The sequence below is a fragment of the Pseudomonas proteolytica genome, assembly GCF_007858275.1.
GTDB classification, from domain to species: Bacteria; Pseudomonadota; Gammaproteobacteria; order Pseudomonadales; family Pseudomonadaceae; genus Aquipseudomonas; species Aquipseudomonas proteolytica.
Genome location: NZ_VFEV01000001.1, coordinates 160,668 through 177,365, shown reverse-complemented (window position 1 = coordinate 177,365; position 16,698 = coordinate 160,668). Strand labels below are relative to the sequence as shown.

At 60.4% G+C, this 16,698-nt stretch carries 21 protein-coding genes; 15 read left to right on the top strand and 6 right to left on the bottom strand.

What is annotated here, in order from left to right:
• Positions 1 to 9 precede the first annotated feature (9 nt).
• From FIV38_RS00795 to hisC, 7 genes are all read left to right on the top strand, one after another.
• Positions 10 to 663: an MlaC/ttg2D family ABC transporter substrate-binding protein gene (locus FIV38_RS00795; protein WP_092238257.1), complete on the top strand. Its 654-nt coding sequence runs from the start codon at positions 10 to 12 to the stop codon at positions 661 to 663.
• Positions 660 to 965, top strand: a complete 306-nt coding sequence (locus FIV38_RS00790) for an STAS domain-containing protein (RefSeq protein ID WP_029291773.1) — start codon at positions 660 to 662, stop codon at positions 963 to 965. The genes FIV38_RS00795 and FIV38_RS00790 overlap by 4 nt, the downstream gene beginning before the upstream one ends.
• 114 nt (positions 966 to 1,079) lie before the next feature.
• The gene (locus FIV38_RS00785) at positions 1,080 to 1,319 is read left to right on the top strand and encodes a BolA family protein (protein ID WP_092238254.1); all 240 of its coding nucleotides are present in this window, start codon (positions 1,080 to 1,082) and stop codon (positions 1,317 to 1,319) included.
• Between the two features lie 23 nt (positions 1,320 to 1,342).
• Positions 1,343 to 2,608: a UDP-N-acetylglucosamine 1-carboxyvinyltransferase gene (murA, locus tag FIV38_RS00780; RefSeq protein ID WP_029291769.1), complete on the top strand. Its 1,266-nt coding sequence runs from the start codon at positions 1,343 to 1,345 to the stop codon at positions 2,606 to 2,608.
• A gap of 240 nt (positions 2,609 to 2,848) precedes the next feature.
• Positions 2,849 to 3,484, top strand: a complete 636-nt coding sequence (gene hisG / locus FIV38_RS00775; RefSeq protein ID WP_092238252.1) for an ATP phosphoribosyltransferase — start codon at positions 2,849 to 2,851, stop codon at positions 3,482 to 3,484.
• Positions 3,485 to 3,611: 127 nt separating this feature from the next.
• Positions 3,612 to 4,928 carry a histidinol dehydrogenase gene (gene hisD, locus FIV38_RS00770; protein WP_029291757.1) on the top strand — a complete coding sequence of 439 codons (1,317 nt, stop codon included), beginning with the start codon at positions 3,612 to 3,614 and terminating at the stop codon, positions 4,926 to 4,928.
• A gap of 3 nt (positions 4,929 to 4,931) precedes the next feature.
• Positions 4,932 to 5,984, top strand: a complete 1,053-nt coding sequence (hisC, locus tag FIV38_RS00765) for a histidinol-phosphate transaminase (RefSeq protein ID WP_092238249.1) — start codon at positions 4,932 to 4,934, stop codon at positions 5,982 to 5,984.
• A gap of 371 nt (positions 5,985 to 6,355) precedes the next feature.
• Here the strand turns inward: hisC and FIV38_RS00760 are convergent, their stop codons facing one another.
• On the bottom strand, positions 6,356 to 7,630 hold the full coding sequence (locus tag FIV38_RS00760; protein ID WP_070994099.1) for a uracil-xanthine permease family protein: 1,275 nt from the start codon (positions 7,628 to 7,630) through the stop codon (positions 6,356 to 6,358).
• A 2-nt stretch (positions 7,631 to 7,632) separates the two neighbouring features.
• Complete coding sequence (gene upp, locus FIV38_RS00755; protein ID WP_029291751.1) at positions 7,633 to 8,271, bottom strand: uracil phosphoribosyltransferase; 639 nt, start codon at positions 8,269 to 8,271, stop codon at positions 7,633 to 7,635.
• A gap of 162 nt (positions 8,272 to 8,433) precedes the next feature.
• Between upp and FIV38_RS00750 the strand changes: the two genes are divergently transcribed.
• From FIV38_RS00750 to FIV38_RS00740, 3 genes are all read left to right on the top strand, one after another.
• The gene (locus FIV38_RS00750; RefSeq protein ID WP_092238246.1) at positions 8,434 to 8,991 is read left to right on the top strand and encodes a hypoxanthine-guanine phosphoribosyltransferase; all 558 of its coding nucleotides are present in this window, start codon (positions 8,434 to 8,436) and stop codon (positions 8,989 to 8,991) included.
• A gap of 3 nt (positions 8,992 to 8,994) precedes the next feature.
• Entirely contained in the window at positions 8,995 to 9,462 is a 468-nt protein-coding gene (locus FIV38_RS00745; protein WP_029291746.1) for a WbuC family cupin fold metalloprotein, read from the top strand.
• 102 nt (positions 9,463 to 9,564) lie between these two features.
• The gene (locus FIV38_RS00740; RefSeq protein WP_070994097.1) at positions 9,565 to 9,852 is read left to right on the top strand and encodes a PA4642 family protein; all 288 of its coding nucleotides are present in this window, start codon (positions 9,565 to 9,567) and stop codon (positions 9,850 to 9,852) included.
• Between the two features lie 132 nt (positions 9,853 to 9,984).
• On the opposite strand, the gene mqo is transcribed toward FIV38_RS00740, so the two are convergent.
• Positions 9,985 to 11,511, bottom strand: a complete 1,527-nt coding sequence (gene mqo / locus FIV38_RS00735; RefSeq protein WP_029291742.1) for a malate dehydrogenase (quinone) — start codon at positions 11,509 to 11,511, stop codon at positions 9,985 to 9,987.
• A gap of 733 nt (positions 11,512 to 12,244) precedes the next feature.
• Complete coding sequence (locus tag FIV38_RS00730) at positions 12,245 to 12,481, bottom strand: hypothetical protein (RefSeq protein WP_092238243.1); 237 nt, start codon at positions 12,479 to 12,481, stop codon at positions 12,245 to 12,247.
• 170 nt (positions 12,482 to 12,651) lie between these two features.
• On the opposite strand from FIV38_RS00730, the gene FIV38_RS00725 reads away from it, so the two are divergent.
• Complete coding sequence (locus tag FIV38_RS00725) at positions 12,652 to 13,239, top strand: YajG family lipoprotein (protein WP_029291738.1); 588 nt, start codon at positions 12,652 to 12,654, stop codon at positions 13,237 to 13,239.
• Positions 13,240 to 13,296: 57 nt separating this feature from the next.
• Here FIV38_RS00725 and FIV38_RS00720 read toward each other — a convergent pair whose 3' ends face one another.
• The gene (locus tag FIV38_RS00720) at positions 13,297 to 13,506 is read right to left on the bottom strand and encodes a hypothetical protein (RefSeq protein ID WP_008434269.1); all 210 of its coding nucleotides are present in this window, start codon (positions 13,504 to 13,506) and stop codon (positions 13,297 to 13,299) included.
• A 160-nt stretch (positions 13,507 to 13,666) separates the two neighbouring features.
• Here FIV38_RS00720 and FIV38_RS00715 point away from each other — a divergent pair, with 160 nt between their 5' ends.
• The gene (locus FIV38_RS00715; RefSeq protein ID WP_092238240.1) at positions 13,667 to 13,924 is read left to right on the top strand and encodes a hypothetical protein; all 258 of its coding nucleotides are present in this window, start codon (positions 13,667 to 13,669) and stop codon (positions 13,922 to 13,924) included.
• 119 nt (positions 13,925 to 14,043) lie between these two features.
• Here the strand turns inward: FIV38_RS00715 and FIV38_RS00710 are convergent, their stop codons facing one another.
• The gene (locus tag FIV38_RS00710; protein WP_029297779.1) at positions 14,044 to 15,207 is read right to left on the bottom strand and encodes a 1-acyl-sn-glycerol-3-phosphate acyltransferase; all 1,164 of its coding nucleotides are present in this window, start codon (positions 15,205 to 15,207) and stop codon (positions 14,044 to 14,046) included.
• Positions 15,208 to 15,350: 143 nt separating this feature from the next.
• Between FIV38_RS00710 and FIV38_RS00705 the strand changes: the two genes are divergently transcribed.
• The 3 genes from FIV38_RS00705 to FIV38_RS00695 are packed head-to-tail and all read left to right on the top strand — an operon-like array spanning position 15,351 to position 16,462.
• Positions 15,351 to 15,533 (top strand): CPXCG motif-containing cysteine-rich protein, encoded by a 183-nt coding sequence (locus FIV38_RS00705; protein ID WP_092238237.1) that lies wholly within the window; start codon positions 15,351 to 15,353, stop codon positions 15,531 to 15,533.
• An 11-nt stretch (positions 15,534 to 15,544) separates the two neighbouring features.
• Complete coding sequence (locus FIV38_RS00700; protein ID WP_029297781.1) at positions 15,545 to 15,805, top strand: putative signal transducing protein; 261 nt, start codon at positions 15,545 to 15,547, stop codon at positions 15,803 to 15,805.
• A gap of 36 nt (positions 15,806 to 15,841) precedes the next feature.
• On the top strand, positions 15,842 to 16,462 hold the full coding sequence (locus tag FIV38_RS00695; protein WP_070994094.1) for an SOS response-associated peptidase: 621 nt from the start codon (positions 15,842 to 15,844) through the stop codon (positions 16,460 to 16,462).
• Positions 16,463 to 16,698 lie beyond the last annotated feature (236 nt).

Genomic DNA, 16,698 nt, shown 5'->3' with positions numbered 1-16,698 from the left:
AGTTTGTTCATGATCTCTACCTTGCGACGTGGCCTGTTGGTGCTGTTGGCAGCCTTGCCATTGATGGCTAACGCCGTGGCGGCGCCTACGGCGCACGACATTATTGATAGAACTACCAAGGAGCTGCTGGCTGACCTTGCGGCAAACAAGGAGCAGTACAAACAGAGCCCAAGCGCGTTCTACGATGCCCTTAACGGCATTGTTGGGCCGGTGGTCGACGCTGATGGCATCTCCCGCAGCATCATGACCGTCAAGTACTCGCGCAAGGCCACGCCTGCGCAGATGCAGCGCTTCCAGGAAAACTTCAAGCGCAGCCTGATGCAGTTCTATGGCAACGCGCTGCTGGAATACAACAACCAGGGCATCGTCGTTTCCCCGGCCAAGGATGAGTCCGGCAACCGCACCAGCGTGGATATGCAGGTCAAGGGCAACAATGGCTCGGTCTATCCGGTTTCCTACACCCTTGAGAAAATCAACGGTGAGTGGAAAGTGCGCAACGTGATCATCAACGGCATCAACATTGGCAAGTTGTTCCGTGACCAGTTCGCCGATGCCATGCAGCGCAATGGCAACGACCTGGACAAGACCATCGATGGTTGGGCTGGCGAAGTGGCCAAGGCCAAGGAAGTGACCGAAGAAGCCGCAGAGAAGCAGGCCCCATGACCGAGTCGGCTGTTCGTCAAGGCCAGGCCGGCGAGCTGCTCCTCAGCGGCGTGCTCGACTACAGCACCGGGCCGGCCCTGCGCAAGCAGGGCCAGGCGTTGATCAATGCCAGCACCGCGCAGGCATTGGTTATCGATTGCTCGGCGGTGGTGAAGTCCAGCAGTGTTGGCTTGTCATTGCTCCTGTGTTTCCTACGTGACGCCGCAGCGGTCAATAAACCTGTCAGTATTCGCGCATTACCCGAGGATATGCGTGAAATCGCCCAGGTTAGCGGTTTGACCGAGCTGTTGGCGCATCCTTAATACACATTATTGAAGAAGCCCCCCGTCAGAGTCCTGCTATGCGGGGTTCGCAGGCGCGGGGCTTTTTTGTATGATGTGCGACCCGCGCGCACTGGGCGCCGATAGAGGTTGAGCATGCAGGCCCTAGAAGTTAAAAGCTTCCTTGAAGGAAAGCTGCCGAATACTGAGGTTGCAGTTGAAGGCGAAGGCTGCAATTTCCAGCTGAACGTGATTAGCGATGAACTGGCGGCATTGAGCCCGGTCAAGCGTCAGCAGCAGATCTATGCCCATTTGAGCCCGTGGATCGCCGATGGCAGCATCCATGCGGTCACTATGAAATTTTTCAGCCGCGCGGCCTGGGCCGAGCGCACCTGAGCCCCCAAGGCGTCGAGATTCTTATGGATAAATTGATTATTACCGGCGGTGCCCGTCTTGATGGCGAAATCCGTATCTCCGGGGCTAAAAACTCGGCCTTGCCGATCCTGGCCGCTACCTTGCTGTGCGATGGCCCGGTTACCGTAGCCAACCTGCCACACCTGCACGACATCACCACCATGATCGAGCTGTTCGGTCGCATGGGCATTGAGCCGGTGATCGACGAGAAGCTGTCGGTCGAAATCGACCCGCGCACCATCAAGACCCTGATCGCACCGTACGAATTGGTGAAAACCATGCGTGCCTCGATCCTGGTACTGGGCCCGATGGTTGCCCGTTTCGGCGAAGCCGAAGTGGCACTGCCTGGCGGTTGCGCCATCGGCTCGCGTCCGGTCGACCTGCACATCCGTGGCCTGGAGGCCATGGGCGCGACCATCGACGTCGAAGGCGGCTACATCAAGGCCAAGGCGCCGGAAGGCGGCCTGCGTGGCGCCAACTTCTTCTTTGATACCGTCAGCGTGACCGGTACCGAGAACATCATGATGGCTGCGGCCCTGGCCAATGGCCGTAGTGTCCTGCAGAACGCCGCGCGTGAGCCGGAAGTGGTCGACCTGGCCAACTTCCTGATCGCCATGGGTGCCAACATCACCGGCGCCGGCACCGACACCATCACCATCGACGGTGTGAAGCGCCTGCACTCGGCGACCTACAAAGTGATGCCGGACCGTATCGAGACCGGTACCTACCTGGTTGCTGCTGCCGTCACCGGTGGTCGCGTCAAGGTCAAGGACACCGATCCGACCATCCTTGAAGCGGTCCTGGAAAAACTGCGCGAAGCGGGTGCCGAAATCACCACCGGCGAAGACTGGATCGAGCTGAACATGCACGGCAAGCGGCCTAAAGCCGTCAACGTGCGTACCGCTCCGTACCCGGCCTTCCCGACCGACATGCAGGCGCAGTTCATCTCCTTGAACGCGATTGCCGAAGGCACCGGTGCGGTGATCGAGACCATTTTCGAAAACCGCTTCATGCACGTGTATGAATTGCACCGCATGGGCGCCAAGATCCAGGTCGAAGGCAACACTGCCATCGTTACCGGTATCGAGCAGCTCAAGGGCGCGCCAGTAATGGCCACCGACCTGCGGGCCTCGGCCAGCCTGGTGATCTCGGCGCTGTGCGCTGACGGCGACACCCTGATCGATCGCATCTACCACATAGACCGTGGCTACGAGTGCATCGAAGAAAAACTGCAGATGCTCGGCGCGAAAATCCGCCGCGTACCGGGCTAGTCCTCGGGGCTGTCAACACCGTCATTGTGGCGAGGGAGCTTGCTCCCGCTGGGGCGCGAAGCGGCCCTGCTCTTTAAGGCCGGGACTGCTGCGCAGTCCAGCGGGAGCAAGCTCCCTCGCCACAGGACGATGTATGCTGTTAGCAGATTTGTTTCAAATCGAGGCTGTCATGGCCTCGATCTGTGTCTGGCGCCGTTTGCGACCGGACAGCAATAGCCTGATGAAGGACTGACGTTTCCCATGTTGACCATCGCACTGTCCAAGGGCCGCATCCTTGACGATACATTGCCGCTTCTGGCTGAAGCGGGCATCGTGCCGACCGAGAATCCGGACAAGAGCCGCAAGCTGATCATCCCCACGACCCAGGACGACGTTCGTCTGTTGATCGTGCGTGCTACCGACGTGCCGACCTATGTTGAACATGGCGCCGCCGACCTCGGTGTCGCCGGTAAGGACGTGCTGATGGAATACGGTGGTCAGGGCCTGTACGAGCCGCTGGACCTGCGTATTGCCCTGTGCAAGCTGATGACCGCCGGCCGTGTCGGTGACGTCGAGCCCAAGGGCCGCCTGCGGGTAGCCACCAAGTTCGTCAACGTCGCCAAGCGTTATTACGCCGAGCAAGGCCTTCAGGTCGATATCATCAAGCTCTACGGCTCGATGGAGCTGGCGCCGCTGATTGGCCTGGCCGACAAGATCATCGACGTGGTCGACACCGGCAACACCCTGCGCGCCAATGGCCTGGAACCCCAGGACTTTATCGCCGACATCAGCTCCCGCCTGATCGTCAACAAAGCTTCGATGAAAATGCAGCACGCCCGTATCCAGGCGTTGATCGACACCCTGCGCAAGGCAGTGGAGTCTCGACACCGCGGTTGACTCACCTGCGCGGCCTTAGGTCGCGCCCGTCTATCCGCCTCATAGCCAGAATTCTCGGGTGCCCAAGCGGAAACGACTGCTAGTTTAGGGCGCCTGAGTTTTTGCCAATTCTATTGAGGCCCTCGCTATGACCACGTCCACTGCAATTGCCCGACTCAACGCTGCCGACCCGGATTTCGCCCATCATCTGGATCATCTGCTGAGCTGGGAAAGTGTGTCCGACGACTCGGTCAACCAGCGGGTTCTCGACATCATCAAGGCTGTGCGCGAGCGCGGCGATGCGGCGCTGGTGGACTTTACCCGGCAGTTCGACGGCCTGGACGTCAAGTCCATGGCCGACCTGATCCTGCCCCGCGAACGCCTGGAGCTGGCCCTGACGCGCATCACTGCGCCCCAGCGTGAAGCCCTGGAAGTCGCGGCAGCGCGGGTGCGCAGCTACCACGAAAAACAGAAACAGGATTCCTGGAGCTACACCGAGGCTGATGGCACGGTGCTGGGGCAGAAAGTCACGCCCCTGGACCGCGCCGGCCTGTACGTGCCGGGTGGCAAGGCTTCTTATCCGTCATCGGTCTTGATGAATGCCATCCCCGCCAAGGTTGCCGGCGTGACAGAAGTGGTCATGGTGGTCCCGACCCCGCGCGGTGAAATCAACGAGCTGGTGCTGGCCGCGGCCTGCATTGCCGGGGTTGATCGTGTGTTCACCATCGGCGGTGCCCAGGCAGTCGCCGCGTTGGCCTACGGCACCGAAAGTGTGCCGAAGGTGGACAAGGTGGTCGGCCCCGGCAATATCTACGTGGCCACCGCCAAACGCCACGTGTTTGGCCAGGTCGGTATCGACATGATTGCCGGCCCGTCGGAAATCCTCGTGGTGTGCGACGGCCAGACCGACCCGGACTGGATCGCCATGGACCTGTTCTCCCAGGCCGAACACGACGAAGACGCCCAGGCGATCCTGGTCAGCCCCGACGCCGAGTTCCTCGACAAGGTGGCGGCCAGCATCAATAAACTGTTGCCGACCATGGAACGTGCCGAGATTATCGAGAAGTCGATCAATGGCCGTGGCGCGCTGATCCTGGTGCAGGACATGGAGCAGGCCATCGAAGTGGCCAATCGCATCGCTCCCGAGCACTTGGAGCTGTCCGTGGCCGACCCACAAGCCTGGCTGCCGTCGATTCGCCACGCCGGGGCGATCTTCATGGGCCGCCACACCAGTGAGGCCCTGGGCGACTACTGCGCGGGTCCCAACCACGTATTGCCAACGTCCGGTACCGCGCGTTTCTCGTCGCCGCTGGGGGTGTATGACTTCCAGAAGCGCTCGTCGATCATCTTCTGCTCGCCCCAGGGCGCTTCCGAGCTGGGCAAGACTGCCTCGGTGCTGGCCCGTGGCGAATCGTTGAGCGCACACGCCCGTAGCGCCGAATACCGCATCGTCAAGGGAGAGTAAGGCATGAGCAAATTCTGGAGCCCCTTCGTCAAGAACCTGGTGCCTTACGTGCCCGGCGAGCAGCCGAAGCTGACCAAGCTGGTCAAGCTCAACACCAACGAAAACCCTTATGGGCCATCGCCCAAGGCGCTGGCAGCCATGCAGGCCGAGCTGAACGACAACCTGCGTTTGTACCCCGACCCCAACAGCGACCTGCTCAAGCAGGCCGTGGCCAAGTATTACGGGGTCGATGCGAGCAAGGTCTTCCTCGGCAATGGTTCCGATGAAGTCCTGGCGCACATCTTCCACGGCCTGTTCCAGCACGACTTGCCGCTGCTGTTTCCGGATATCAGCTACAGCTTTTATCCAGTCTACTGCGGGCTGTACGGCATCAAGTCCGACCCGGTGCCGCTGGACGAGCAGTTCCAGATCCGCGTGGCGGACTACGCCAAGCCCAATGGCGGCATCATCTTCCCCAACCCGAACGCGCCGACCGGCTGCGTGCTGGCGCTGGATGCGGTGGAGCAGTTGCTCAAGGCCTGCCCCGATTCGGTGGTGGTGGTCGATGAGGCCTATATCGACTTCGGTGGCGAAACCGCCATCAGCCTAGTAGACCGTTACCCCAACCTGCTGGTCACCCAGACCCTCTCCAAATCGCGCTCACTGGCCGGTTTGCGCGTAGGCCTAGCGGTGGGCCATCCGGACCTGATAGAGGCGCTGGAGCGGGTCAAGAACAGCTTCAACTCCTATCCGCTGGATCGCCTGGCGATTGTTGGCGCGGCGGCGGCCTTTGAAGATCGTGAATACTTCGAGAAGACCTGCCAGTTGGTCATCGACAGTCGCGAGAAGGTGGTTGCGCAGTTGCAGGGTAAAGGCTTTGAAGTGCTGCCTTCGGCGGCCAACTTCATCTTTGCCCGCCACCCACGGCACGACGCCGCCGGCCTGGCGGCCAAGCTGCGCGAGCAAGGGGTGATCGTGCGGCACTTCAAGCAGGAGCGGATTGCCCAGTTCCTGCGGATCAGCATCGGCACGCCAGAGCAGAACCAGGCGCTGGTCGATGGCTTGGGCGATCTTTAAGGTTTAAACCTGTATTGGCTGCCCTGGCCTCATCGCGGCATAGGTATCTACACAACTTTCAGAAACTGACGAACTCTCCTGTGGCGAGCGGGCTTGCCCCGCGCTGGGCTGCGAAGCAGCCCAAAAAGCCCTCCACGTTTCTTCAGATAAACCGCGACGCCCGGGTTTAGGGCTGCTTCGCAGCCCAGCGCGGGGCAAGCCCGCTCGCCACAACTGCTCTATCTGTCTGGATTTGGGCGTTGCGGCAAAGTTGTGTAGATACCTATGCTCATCGCGGGCCAGCCCGGCTCCCACACACACAAATGCATTGCAATGTGGGAACCGGGCTTGCCCGCGATGAGGTCATCAGCAACACCGACAATCCGTAGCCTTTAGAGCAACGGCTCGTCCGGCTTCTTGTGCTTCCAGCCGTCATTGCCCGGCAGCAGCAGGTTCAAGCCAATCGCTACCACCGCACACAGGGCGATGCCCTTGAGGCCGAAATCGTCCGGACCGGTGCCGGTGCCGATCAGCACACCGCCAATCCCGAATACCAGGGTCACCGACACAATCACCAGATTGCGTGCTTCCCCCAGGTCGATCTTGTGACGGATCAGGGTATTCATCCCCACCGCGGCAATCGAGCCGAACAACAGGCACAGAATCCCGCCCATCACCGGCACCGGAATGCTCTGCAGCAGCGCGCCGAACTTGCCGACAAAGGCCAGGGTGATGGCAAATACCGCCGCCCAGGTCATGATCTTCGGGTTGTAGTTCTTGGTCAGCATCACCGCGCCGGTCACTTCGGCGTAGGTGGTGTTGGGCGGGCCGCCGAACAGGCCGGCAGTGGTGGTGGCGATGCCGTCGCCCAATAGCGTGCGATGCAGGCCGGGCTTTTTCAGGTAATCGCGACCGGTCACGCTACCCACGGCAATCACGCCGCCGATGTGTTCGATAGCGGGTGCCAGGGCCACCGGCACGATAAACAGGATCGCCTGCCAGTTGAATTCCGGCGCGGTGAAGTGGGGCAGGGCGAGCCATGGCGCGGCGGCGATCTTCGCGGTGTCGACCACGCCAAAGTAGAACGACATGCCAAAACCCACCAATACCCCGGCAATGATCGGCACCAGGCGGAAAATGCCCTTGCCGAACACGGCCACGATCAGCGTGGTCAGCAGCGCCGGCATCGAGATCATCATGGCCGTCTGGTAATGGATCAGCTCGGCACCGTCACCACTCTTGCCCATCGCCATATTGGCGGCAATCGGCGCCATGGCCAGGCCAATGGAGATGATCACCGGCCCGATGACCACGGGCGGCAGCAGCCGGTCGATAAAACCGGTGCCCTTGATCTTCACCGCCAGGCCGAGAAAGGTGTAGACGAAACCTGCTGCCATCACGCCGCCCATGGTCGCCGCGAGGCCGAACTGGCCCTTGGCGAGAATGATCGGGGTGATAAAGGCAAAGCTCGATGCCAGGAACACCGGCACTTGGCGCCCTGTCACGATCTGGAACAGCAACGTGCCCAGGCCTGCGGTAAACAGTGCAACGTTTGGATCAAGACCTGTGATCAGTGGCATCAACACCAACGCGCCAAATGCTACGAAGAGCATCTGTGCGCCAGACAGGATCTGGCGCCAAAGCGGGTCGTTGAATTCATCCTGCATGTTCACGCGTCCTTCTGCTTGGTGCCGAAGATTTTATCGCCCGCATCGCCCAGGCCCGGAATGATGTAGCCGTGTTCGTTCAGGCGTTCATCGATGGACGCGGTGTAAATCACCACATCCGGGTGCGCTTTTTCTACGGCGGCGATACCTTCGGGCGCAGCCACCAGCACCATGGCGCGGATGTCCTTGCAGCCGGCTTTCTTCAGCAGGTCGATGGTGGCGACCATGGAACTGCCGGTGGCCAGCATCGGGTCGATGATCATCGCCAGGCGTTCGTCGATTTCCGGGACGAGTTTTTCCAGGTAGGTGTGGGCCTGCAGGGTTTCTTCGTTGCGGGCGACGCCCACAGCGCTGACCTTGGCGCCTGGGATCAGGCTCAGCACGCCTTCGAGCATGCCGATACCGGCGCGCAGGATCGGCACCACGGTAATTTTCTTGCCGGCGATTTTCTCGACCTGGACGGGACCGCACCAACCGGGGATCTCGTAGTTTTCCAGGGGTAAATCTTTCGTGGCTTCGTAGGTGAGCAACGCTCCGACTTCCTGAGCAAGCTCACGGAAGTTCTTCGTGCTAATGTCGGCGCGGCGCATAAGGCCGAGCTTGTGTCGGATCAGCGGGTGGCGGATCTCACGGATGGGCATGGGGAAGGCTCCGGCGGCGGGCAAAAAAACCGGCCTAGATTAATCTATCCGAGGGTGTTGTCCTATAGACAACAAGTACGTTAGTCCATAAAGGCTTGAACGTTGCGTCCCAGAGGCGTACCTTCGCCCGCTTTTCTTGCCACAGTACCCCTGGAGAGCGCCATGTCCGCTGATCTCGACCATATCCGTCAAATCATGCGCGAGGCTGACTGCCTGTACACCGAAGCACAAGTCGAAGAGGCTATCGCCAAGGTCGGCGCGCACATCACCCGTGAAATGGCCGACACCAACCCGGTGGTGTTCTGTGTGATGAACGGTGGTCTGATTTTCGCCGGCAAATTGCTGACTCATCTGCAATTCCCCCTGGAAGCGTCCTACCTGCACGCCACGCGCTATCGCAATGAAACCAGCGGCGGCGACCTGTTCTGGAAGGCCAAGCCGGAAGTGTCGTTCATCGACCGCGACGTATTGATCATCGACGACATCCTCGACGAGGGTCACACCCTGGGCGCGATCATCGACTTCTGCAAACACGCCGGCGCGCGCAAAGTGCACACCGCCGTGCTGATCGACAAGGACCACGACCGCAAGGCCCGCCCGGACCTGAAGGCCGATTACGTTGGCCTGCCGTGCATCGACCGCTACATTTTCGGTTATGGCATGGACTACAAGGGCTACTGGCGCAATGCCAATGGCATCTTTGCTGTGAAGAGGATGTAAGCCATGGCGCGTTTTCTTGATCAATCGCTGTTTGCCGAATTGGCCGAGAAAGCCGCCGCCAACCCCCGGGGCCGGCAGAACGTCAACTTCCATCAGATGGAAGAGCCGTGTCATCGCATGGCTGTCGGCTTGCAGCCACACACCTACGTGCAACCTCATCGTCACCTCACCGCTGACAAGGCCGAGACCTTGCTGGTGCTCAAGGGGCGCCTGGGCATTCTGATCTTCAGCGAGTCAGGCGAAGTCCTGGAGCGGCGCGTCCTGCAGGCGGGTGGCGATTGCCAGGGTGTTGATCTGTCGCCCGGCGTTTTCCACGGCCTGGTGGTGCTTGAGCCCGACTCGGTGATGTTCGAGTGCAAGGCTGGCCCCTATCGCCCGGTGGGCGAAGGCGAACTGGCCACCTGGGCACCCCGGGAAGGCGAAGCCGGTATGGCTGAGTATCATCGCTGGATGCTGGCCCAGTTCGATTGAACACTTGCTGTGTAGCAGCCGGTAAACCGGCTCCTACACAAGCGTGTGTCCCGCAGGTAGACTTCGTACCCCCGTGTAAATGTCTGCAGGCTGGAGTCGGCAATGCGTAAAGATAAGAAACAAGTGATTGGTGACGAGATCGGCGACGATCAGATCAAGCTGTTCCTGGATTTTGAACCGGTCGACGCCACTTCACCTTCCCTGCACAAACTGATCAAAGCCTATCGCGGCTTGCGCATCGACGATTTCGGACGTTTCCTGACCTTTTTCAAGGAGGCCGGCCTGGACCTCGATGGCAAGGACGAGCACGGCCAGACCTTCGTCGACCTGATCAAGGACCAGCGCAATGCGGACGAGTACATCGAGTTGATCGACCAAGCTCGCGGCTGATTGTCCAAGGCATAAAAAAACGCCCCGCTCTCATCACGAGAGCGGGGCGTTTTTTATCGCTTCTTTGTAGGAGCAAGCTTGCTCGCGAAGGGCCTGAGAGCGCCGCGTTGAATCAAGTACGCTGCGTTATCGTTAACGATTTTCGCGAGCAAGCTCGCTCCCACAGGTTTCGCTGCTTTGCTCAACCAGTTCCAGGCTGATGTTGTTCTGCACGCTGATCTTGCGGTACAGCTCGGCATCGGTCTCCAGGATTTTTTCCCGGGCCGGGAAGATTTCCTGCAGCTTGGCCGCCCACTCGCCGGCCGCCTGTGCCGGGAAGCAGCGTTCGATCAGTTCCAGCATGATTGAAACCGTCACCGAAGCACCTGGGGAGGCGCCCAGCAGCGCAGCCAGCGAACCGTCCTTGGCCGCGACCAGTTCGGTACCAAATTGCAGCACGCCGCCTTTCTTCGGGTCTTTCTTGATGATCTGCACCCGCTGGCCGGCCACTTCCAGGCGCCAGTCCTCGGCTTTGGCCTCGGGGTAGAAGCGGCGCAGGGATTCCAGGCGCTGCTCCATCGATTGCATCACTTCGCTGACCAGGTACTTGGTCAGGTCCATGTTGTCGCGGGCTACGGCCAGCATCGGGCCGATATTGCCGAGGCGGATCGACATGGGCAGGTCAAGGAACGAGCCGAACTTGAGGAACTTGGTAGTAAAGCCGGCGTATGGACCGAACAGCAGGGATTTCTTGCCCTCCACCACGCGGGTGTCCAGGTGCGGCACCGACATCGGTGGCGAACCCACGGCGGCCTGGCTGTAGACCTTGGCCTGGTGCTGCTTGACCACTTCCGGGTTGTCGCAACGCAGCCACTGGCCGCTGACCGGGAAGCCACCAAAACCTTTGCTTTCTTCGATGCCCGAGGCTTGCAGCAGCGGCAGGGCCGCGCCACCGGCGCCGAGGAACACGAACTTGGCGTCGACATGGCGGGTGTTGCCGCTGTTGACGTCCTTGATGCTCACGGTCCAGCCGGCGCCATTGCGCTTGAGGCCGGTGACGCGCTTGCTGTACTTGACCTGGGCATCTGCCGAGCTGCTCAGGTGCGCCAGCAATTGGTTGGTCAGGGCGCCGAAGTTGACGTCGGTACCGTTCATCACGCGGGTCGCGGCGACTTTTTCGTCAGCGGGGCGGCCGGGCATCATCAGCGGCATCCACTCGGCCATTTCTGCCCGGTCTTCGGTGTAGTGCATGTCCGAGAACGCGTGGTGTTGGCTGAGTGTCTCAAAGCGCTTCTTGAGGAACGACACGCCTTTTTCGCCCTGCACGAAGCTCAAGTGCGGCACCGGGCTGATAAAGGACTTGGACGAGCCAAAGGTGCCTTTTTTGGTCAGGTACGCCCAGAACTGCTTCGACACCTCGAACTGGGTGTTGATGTGCACGGCTTTCTTGATGTCGATGGAGCCATCGCCAGCCTGCGGGGTGTAGTTCAGCTCACACAGCCCTGCGTGACCGGTACCGGCGTTGTTCCACGGGTTGGAACTCTCCGCGGCACCCGAGTCCATCAGCTCAACGACTTCCAGCTTGAGGCCGGGGTCGAGCTCCTTGAGCAGTACGGCGAGGGTGGCACTCATGATGCCCGCACCTACCAGTACTACGTCGACTGCTTCGTTATGCGCCATTTAACGCGTCTCCAAAATCTGCAGCACCAAATTGACGGCATGGCTGCCAGGAGTGACGGGGCGGTTCACGTAATGCCCCAGGTTACCCATGGCCAGGATCGCCATGTCCGATTCTTCGCAATTTTTTTGCAACTTCAGCGGACGCTGCCGACCAGGCCTTATCTGCATATGAACGCATTTCAGGGGCCCTGTGGCAATTCGACTTATGGTCAAGTACGTCCGATCGTGCAACCAAATCCGTAGCGGACAGGCTTCAAGCTCCGGTTTTTGAGGAGTACTCGGTCCTGTGTGGTTGGGCAGTGCCAGACGTTGATGGTGCTTGTACAAACGCAAAACTATTCATTTGCTCGCCACACTCTTGTGAAGTTGTGAAAACCCGTTTTTTTCACGCTCTTTTGAAGACGTGAACCTCAAAAAAGGGCTGCCCCAGCCTGGCACCTGGCCCGAAATCACTGCCGACACGCGGCATAACGGGCAAACAACTCAAGTGGCCGAGCGCAATGGCAGCTCTGGCAGATTCGGTAAAGGCGCAGGTTTGCAGACAAAACAGCCAGCTCACCAGCTTCACTCGATCTGTGTGGGCGGCTCTCTGTGGGCGGTGCGGGGGAGCTAATACCTGGGCATTAGCGATGCTGCGAGGCCCGATCAGGAGACGTCCTTATAATCGGGGGGAGATTGTAGCGAAGAACTGCGGGGAAATGGACGTGTTTTATGACTTTTATTAGCGCTTCGGTCAGGCGGTCAACGGCAGGCGGTGCGATGACCGTGCACGGCGCGGGCTGACGCGTGCGCGGGCGGGCAGCGGATGGTGCATCCAGCTCAGGCGGATCTCGTCGACTTCGACCCAACCCTCGCCTACGGGCGGCTGGCTGCATTGCTTGAATGCCTGGCAGCGACCTTGCAGGTCGAGCAGGGCAAAGTTGCGACGGACGGGTGTGCGAGCGAAAAAGCGCCAGAGAAGATTGAGCATGGTCGGCCTCCTGATAATGGGGGCAAGCATGCCAGCCCAGCATGACATATCGGTGACATTGAACCGCGGCAGGCGGGCCTGGGTCCGAGGTTGTAACTGGCGCTAGTTCCAGGCGGTGGTGCGCCGCTATACTGCCGGCCTGTCGGTACCTGAATTCTGGAGAGAAAAGCATGTTGCAACGCCTGTTGTTCGGTTTGATCACTGTGACCAGCTTGACCCTGGTTGGCTGCGCCCACAGCCCGCAGCAACTCAGCCCGCAACCCAAGCTCACCACCCAGTTGGCGCCTGTGGGCCATGGCCAGCCGGTATCGGTGCGTGTCGTTGATGGTCGTCCATCGCCGACCCTGGGCACCCGCGGCGGCCTGTACCCGGAAACCAGCGCTATCACGGTGACCGGCGCCGACGTACTGCCCAAGCTGCAAGCCCAGGCCGAAGCGGCTGTGCGCCTGCTGGGCTTCACCCCGACCAGCAACTCGCCAGGCGCACCGCAGTTGACCGTGACCCTGGCCGAGCTGAAGTACCAGTCGCCCAAGGAAGGCCTGTACGTGACCGAAGCCACCATCGGTGCGACCTTCCGCTCTGATGTGTCGGCCGGCAACCGCCGCTACAGTGGCCGTTACGGTGCATCCCTGGACCAACGCTTCGGCATGGCGCCGAACCAGGAAACCAACACCAAGCTGGTCAGCGACGTGTTGAGCGATGCCCTGACGCGCTTGTTCAAGGATCCAAGCATCGGCCAGATCCTCAGCTCGCAATAATCGCTGGTAAAAAAGCCGGGCCCCGTCACGGGCCCGGCTTTTTTGTGCCTGTGGGCGTCATGCCGCCGTTTCGACATAAAAGTCCAGCACACTCACGCCAGTCAGCAGATCCAGCTCCGGCAGGTCGGCATGTTGATGCCCGCCGAGGGCGCAATACACCAGCCAGTGCCGGTCCTGGACATTGAACGCCAGGCCGCCGACCAGCGCCTCTTGCTCATCGCTTGGGGCGATCAGGTACAGCCGATCCTGGTTCTGCGCGTGCAACATGACAAGCTCCCGGGTGTTCGAAGGGCAACAGAGTGGCTTGTTAAGGTGACGTTCAGGTGACGTTGTAAATTACCCGATACATTGCTCGTCAATGGGGGCAGGGAGCTGCAATGCGCGGGAGAGCGCATCTGGATGGACAATTGTCACACTGGGGTTTGAAATGCCGTTGTCTGCGCTACTGATCAATACCGCTGCACTGCTGATTGCGTGCCCTGGCGCGGGGCTGCTGTTCATCACTCGGCTGCGCGAACAACGCGCAATGGCCAATCTGGCCGCACAGAGCGAAGAGCGGGCCATCGACCAGCCGATGTTGTTTCTGGATGTGCGTGCCGAGCGCAGTCATCGCCTTGGCTATCGCATTAGCTTTGCCTGTCTTAGCCTGGCGTTGCTGCTGTCCTGGCTCAGTACTCGACTGTAAAAACACCACAAAACAACTGTGGGAGCGGGCTTGCTCGCGAAAGCGGTGGATCAGTCAAATCTGTACTAACTGATCCACCGCTTTCGCGAGCAAGCCCGCTCCCACATTTAGACGGTAGTTTAAAGGGGGATCCCTGCTTTGACCCGGTACTGATTACGCACTGGCGTCGCATATTGCAGCACCAGATACGGTCGGTGCTCTGCCGGGCAGGCATTCAAACGCCGTTCCCACTCCGCTTTCGCCTTGGCCAATTCGTCCGCCGGGAATACCTCGGCCGCCGTCGGCACCTGCAACTGCGGGTCGGCGTCGCTCCACTGTGCATACGCCAGGTAGTGCACTGGAAACAACCGATACCCGCCGAGAATCTGCCGGTCCATCTCGATGGCCAGCAGCTTGGTGTCTTCAAAACGCTCGGTGATGGGCGGCGCAAAGTTGATATGGACCCGGCCCTTGTAGCCGGTGATGCCCAGGGCAATGCTCACGTCATCCTCGCCTGGCGCCTTGGTGTAGGTCCCGGTGGTGGCGCGGATATACAGCTCGCGGGCCTTGGCGGCGTCGCACGGGTCGTATTCGTAGCTGATGGACACTGGCGTCAGGTTCAGCGACAGGATGACGTCGGCGAATGGCTCGTCCTTGCGGCTCATATGGAACATCTTGAGGATCGCCGACTCGGTGCGATCATCCCCATCCTTGGCGCGACCTTCGGCCTGGGCGATCCAGATCGACTGGCAGTCGTTACGGATCGAATGATTGATGTAGGCCGACAGCAACTGATACGCCGCCATTTTCTCGCGCCGCCCGGTGATGGAGCGGTGCACGATAAAACTCTTGTTCAGGCGCATCAGGTCGCTGACAAACGGCTTCTGCAGCAGGTTGTCACCGATGGCAATACGCGGTGTTGGCAGGCCGGCGTGGTACACCGCATAGTTGACGAAGGCCGGGTCCATCACGATATCGCGGTGGTTGGCCAGGAACACGTAGGCCGTGCCGGACTTGAGCTGCTCGACCCCGGTATAGGTGACGCCGTCGGTCGCCCGGTCAATGGTGTGGTCGACGTAAAACTCGACTTTGTCCTGCAAGGTGGCGACGGTGGTGACACCGGCGAACTCACGGCGCAGCTTCTGGGCGATCAGCGGCTTGAGCAGCCAGCCAAAGGCGCCGGCAAAGCGCGGGAAGCGAAAGTGGGTCAGGATGTCCAGAAAGGCCTTGTCACTGAACAGCCGGGCCAGCACTGCCGGGACTTCGCTGTCGTTGTAAGGTCGGATGGTATCGAATTCGCCCATCATGCTCTCTTGTTAGAAACGGCTAGGGTAAGTAAAGGTTTGGATCGATAAGTGACAGGGCGAGGTCTGAACAAATGGCATCAAACGAAAAAGCCCTGCAAATAGACCGGCGATTATACGCACAAGTCACCTGGGAGACCGCGATGCTCGAAAGTGCGCTGTACGATTGTCCTTATTGTGGTGAACAGAGCGAGACAAACGTGGATTTGTCCGGCGGTGACCAGAACTATGTAGAAGACTGCCAGGTGTGCTGTCGGCCGATCATTTTCGACCTGCAGGTACATGGCGACGAATGGATGCTCGAAGTGCGCAGCGAGAACGAGTAAAGGGAGCGGCCATGCAACGAATCTACGAGCCGGAAAACCTGATGGAAGGTGAGTTGTTGCAGCAAATGCTCGCCAGCGAAGGCATCGATGCCCATCTGGTGGGGCGCCATCTGCTCGGTGGCACGGGTGAGCTGCCGATTTTCGGCCTGTTGGGCTTGGAGGTGGAGAACGACCAGGCCACCTACGCCCGCGAGCTGATTACTGCGTATATCGGTGCGCAACCATTGCCCGGCGACGAACCCGACAGCTACCCCGACGTGCTGGTCTGTTAGGCTGTCGATCGGTTTACCCAAGAGTCGTGTTGCCCCATGTGTGGACGTTATGCCCTGTTTCGCTGGAATCCCGCCTTTGCTGCCTTGCCGGGTTTCCCGGCGGATCAACAGGCCCAGTGGAATATTTCCCCCAATGATTCGGTGCTGATCCAGCGCGCCACTGACGGCCAGCGCACCCTGGCGCGGGCCCGTTGGGGGCTGACGCCGCCGTGGTTGACCGATCTGTCCCGCACCCCGGCCCACGCCCGCGCCGAAACCCTGGCCGAACAGCCGATGTTTCGCGAGGCCTTTCGCCTGCGCCGTTGCCTGCTGCCGGCCAATGGCTTTTATGAATGGCGCGGCACCCAGCGCAAGCGCCCGTACTGGTTGACGCCGGGGGAGGGTTCGACCCTGTTTTTTGCGGCGATCTGGGAGGCCTACCCAGTGCAGGAGCAGGTATGGCTGAGCGCGGCGGTGGTTACCCAGGCGGCGCAGAGCCAGCGCCGGCCGTTGATTCTGGATGCGGCGGGGCAGGAGGCCTGGCTGGATCCCGAGACGCCGTTGCATGTGTTGCAGGGATTGCTGGCCGGTGAGCCCACCGCGTTGCGCGAGCGGGTGCTGGCTAATATGGTCAATGATCCCAAGCTCAATGGGCCGGAATGCCTTACTCCGGGGTGAGCTTGAAGGTTGTGGGGGGATGTACTGCCACCATCGCTGCATAGGTATCTACACAACTTTCAGAAACTGACGAACTCTCCTGTGGCGAGCGGGCTTGCCCCGCGCTGGGCTACGAAGCAGCCCTAAAACCAGCCGCTACGGAGTATCTGATACACCGCATACGGCTTACTGGGGCTGCTTCGCAGCCCAGCGCGGGGCAAGCCCGCTCGCCACAACTGCGCTATCTGCCTGGATTT

Excerpts from the sequence above, each read along its gene's own strand:
- FIV38_RS00745 (WP_029291746.1), top strand. The coding sequence starts at position 8,995 with ATGGCGCGTTTTCTTGATCAATCGCTGTTTGCCGAATTGGCCGAGAAA.
- hisD (WP_029291757.1), top strand. The coding sequence starts at position 3,612 with ATGACCACGTCCACTGCAATTGCCCGACTCAACGCTGCCGACCCGGAT.
- FIV38_RS00795 (WP_092238257.1), top strand. The coding sequence starts at position 10 with ATGATCTCTACCTTGCGACGTGGCCTGTTGGTGCTGTTGGCAGCCTTG.
- FIV38_RS00760 (WP_070994099.1), bottom strand. The coding sequence starts at position 7,630 with ATGCAGGATGAATTCAACGACCCGCTTTGGCGCCAGATCCTGTCTGGC.
- FIV38_RS00730 (WP_092238243.1), bottom strand. The coding sequence starts at position 12,481 with ATGCTCAATCTTCTCTGGCGCTTTTTCGCTCGCACACCCGTCCGTCGC.
- FIV38_RS00790 (WP_029291773.1), top strand. The coding sequence starts at position 660 with ATGACCGAGTCGGCTGTTCGTCAAGGCCAGGCCGGCGAGCTGCTCCTC.
- FIV38_RS00725 (WP_029291738.1), top strand. The coding sequence starts at position 12,652 with ATGTTGCAACGCCTGTTGTTCGGTTTGATCACTGTGACCAGCTTGACC.
- mqo (WP_029291742.1), bottom strand. The coding sequence starts at position 11,511 with ATGGCGCATAACGAAGCAGTCGACGTAGTACTGGTAGGTGCGGGCATC.
- murA (WP_029291769.1), top strand. The coding sequence starts at position 1,343 with ATGGATAAATTGATTATTACCGGCGGTGCCCGTCTTGATGGCGAAATC.
- FIV38_RS00715 (WP_092238240.1), top strand. The coding sequence starts at position 13,667 with ATGCCGTTGTCTGCGCTACTGATCAATACCGCTGCACTGCTGATTGCG.
- upp (WP_029291751.1), bottom strand. The coding sequence starts at position 8,271 with ATGCCCATCCGTGAGATCCGCCACCCGCTGATCCGACACAAGCTCGGC.
- FIV38_RS00710 (WP_029297779.1), bottom strand. The coding sequence starts at position 15,207 with ATGGGCGAATTCGATACCATCCGACCTTACAACGACAGCGAAGTCCCG.
- FIV38_RS00700 (WP_029297781.1), top strand. The coding sequence starts at position 15,545 with ATGCAACGAATCTACGAGCCGGAAAACCTGATGGAAGGTGAGTTGTTG.
- FIV38_RS00740 (WP_070994097.1), top strand. The coding sequence starts at position 9,565 with ATGCGTAAAGATAAGAAACAAGTGATTGGTGACGAGATCGGCGACGAT.
- FIV38_RS00705 (WP_092238237.1), top strand. The coding sequence starts at position 15,351 with ATGCTCGAAAGTGCGCTGTACGATTGTCCTTATTGTGGTGAACAGAGC.
- hisG (WP_092238252.1), top strand. The coding sequence starts at position 2,849 with ATGTTGACCATCGCACTGTCCAAGGGCCGCATCCTTGACGATACATTG.
- FIV38_RS00695 (WP_070994094.1), top strand. The coding sequence starts at position 15,842 with ATGTGTGGACGTTATGCCCTGTTTCGCTGGAATCCCGCCTTTGCTGCC.
- FIV38_RS00750 (WP_092238246.1), top strand. The coding sequence starts at position 8,434 with ATGTCCGCTGATCTCGACCATATCCGTCAAATCATGCGCGAGGCTGAC.
- FIV38_RS00785 (WP_092238254.1), top strand. The coding sequence starts at position 1,080 with ATGCAGGCCCTAGAAGTTAAAAGCTTCCTTGAAGGAAAGCTGCCGAAT.
- hisC (WP_092238249.1), top strand. The coding sequence starts at position 4,932 with ATGAGCAAATTCTGGAGCCCCTTCGTCAAGAACCTGGTGCCTTACGTG.
- FIV38_RS00720 (WP_008434269.1), bottom strand. The coding sequence starts at position 13,506 with ATGTTGCACGCGCAGAACCAGGATCGGCTGTACCTGATCGCCCCAAGC.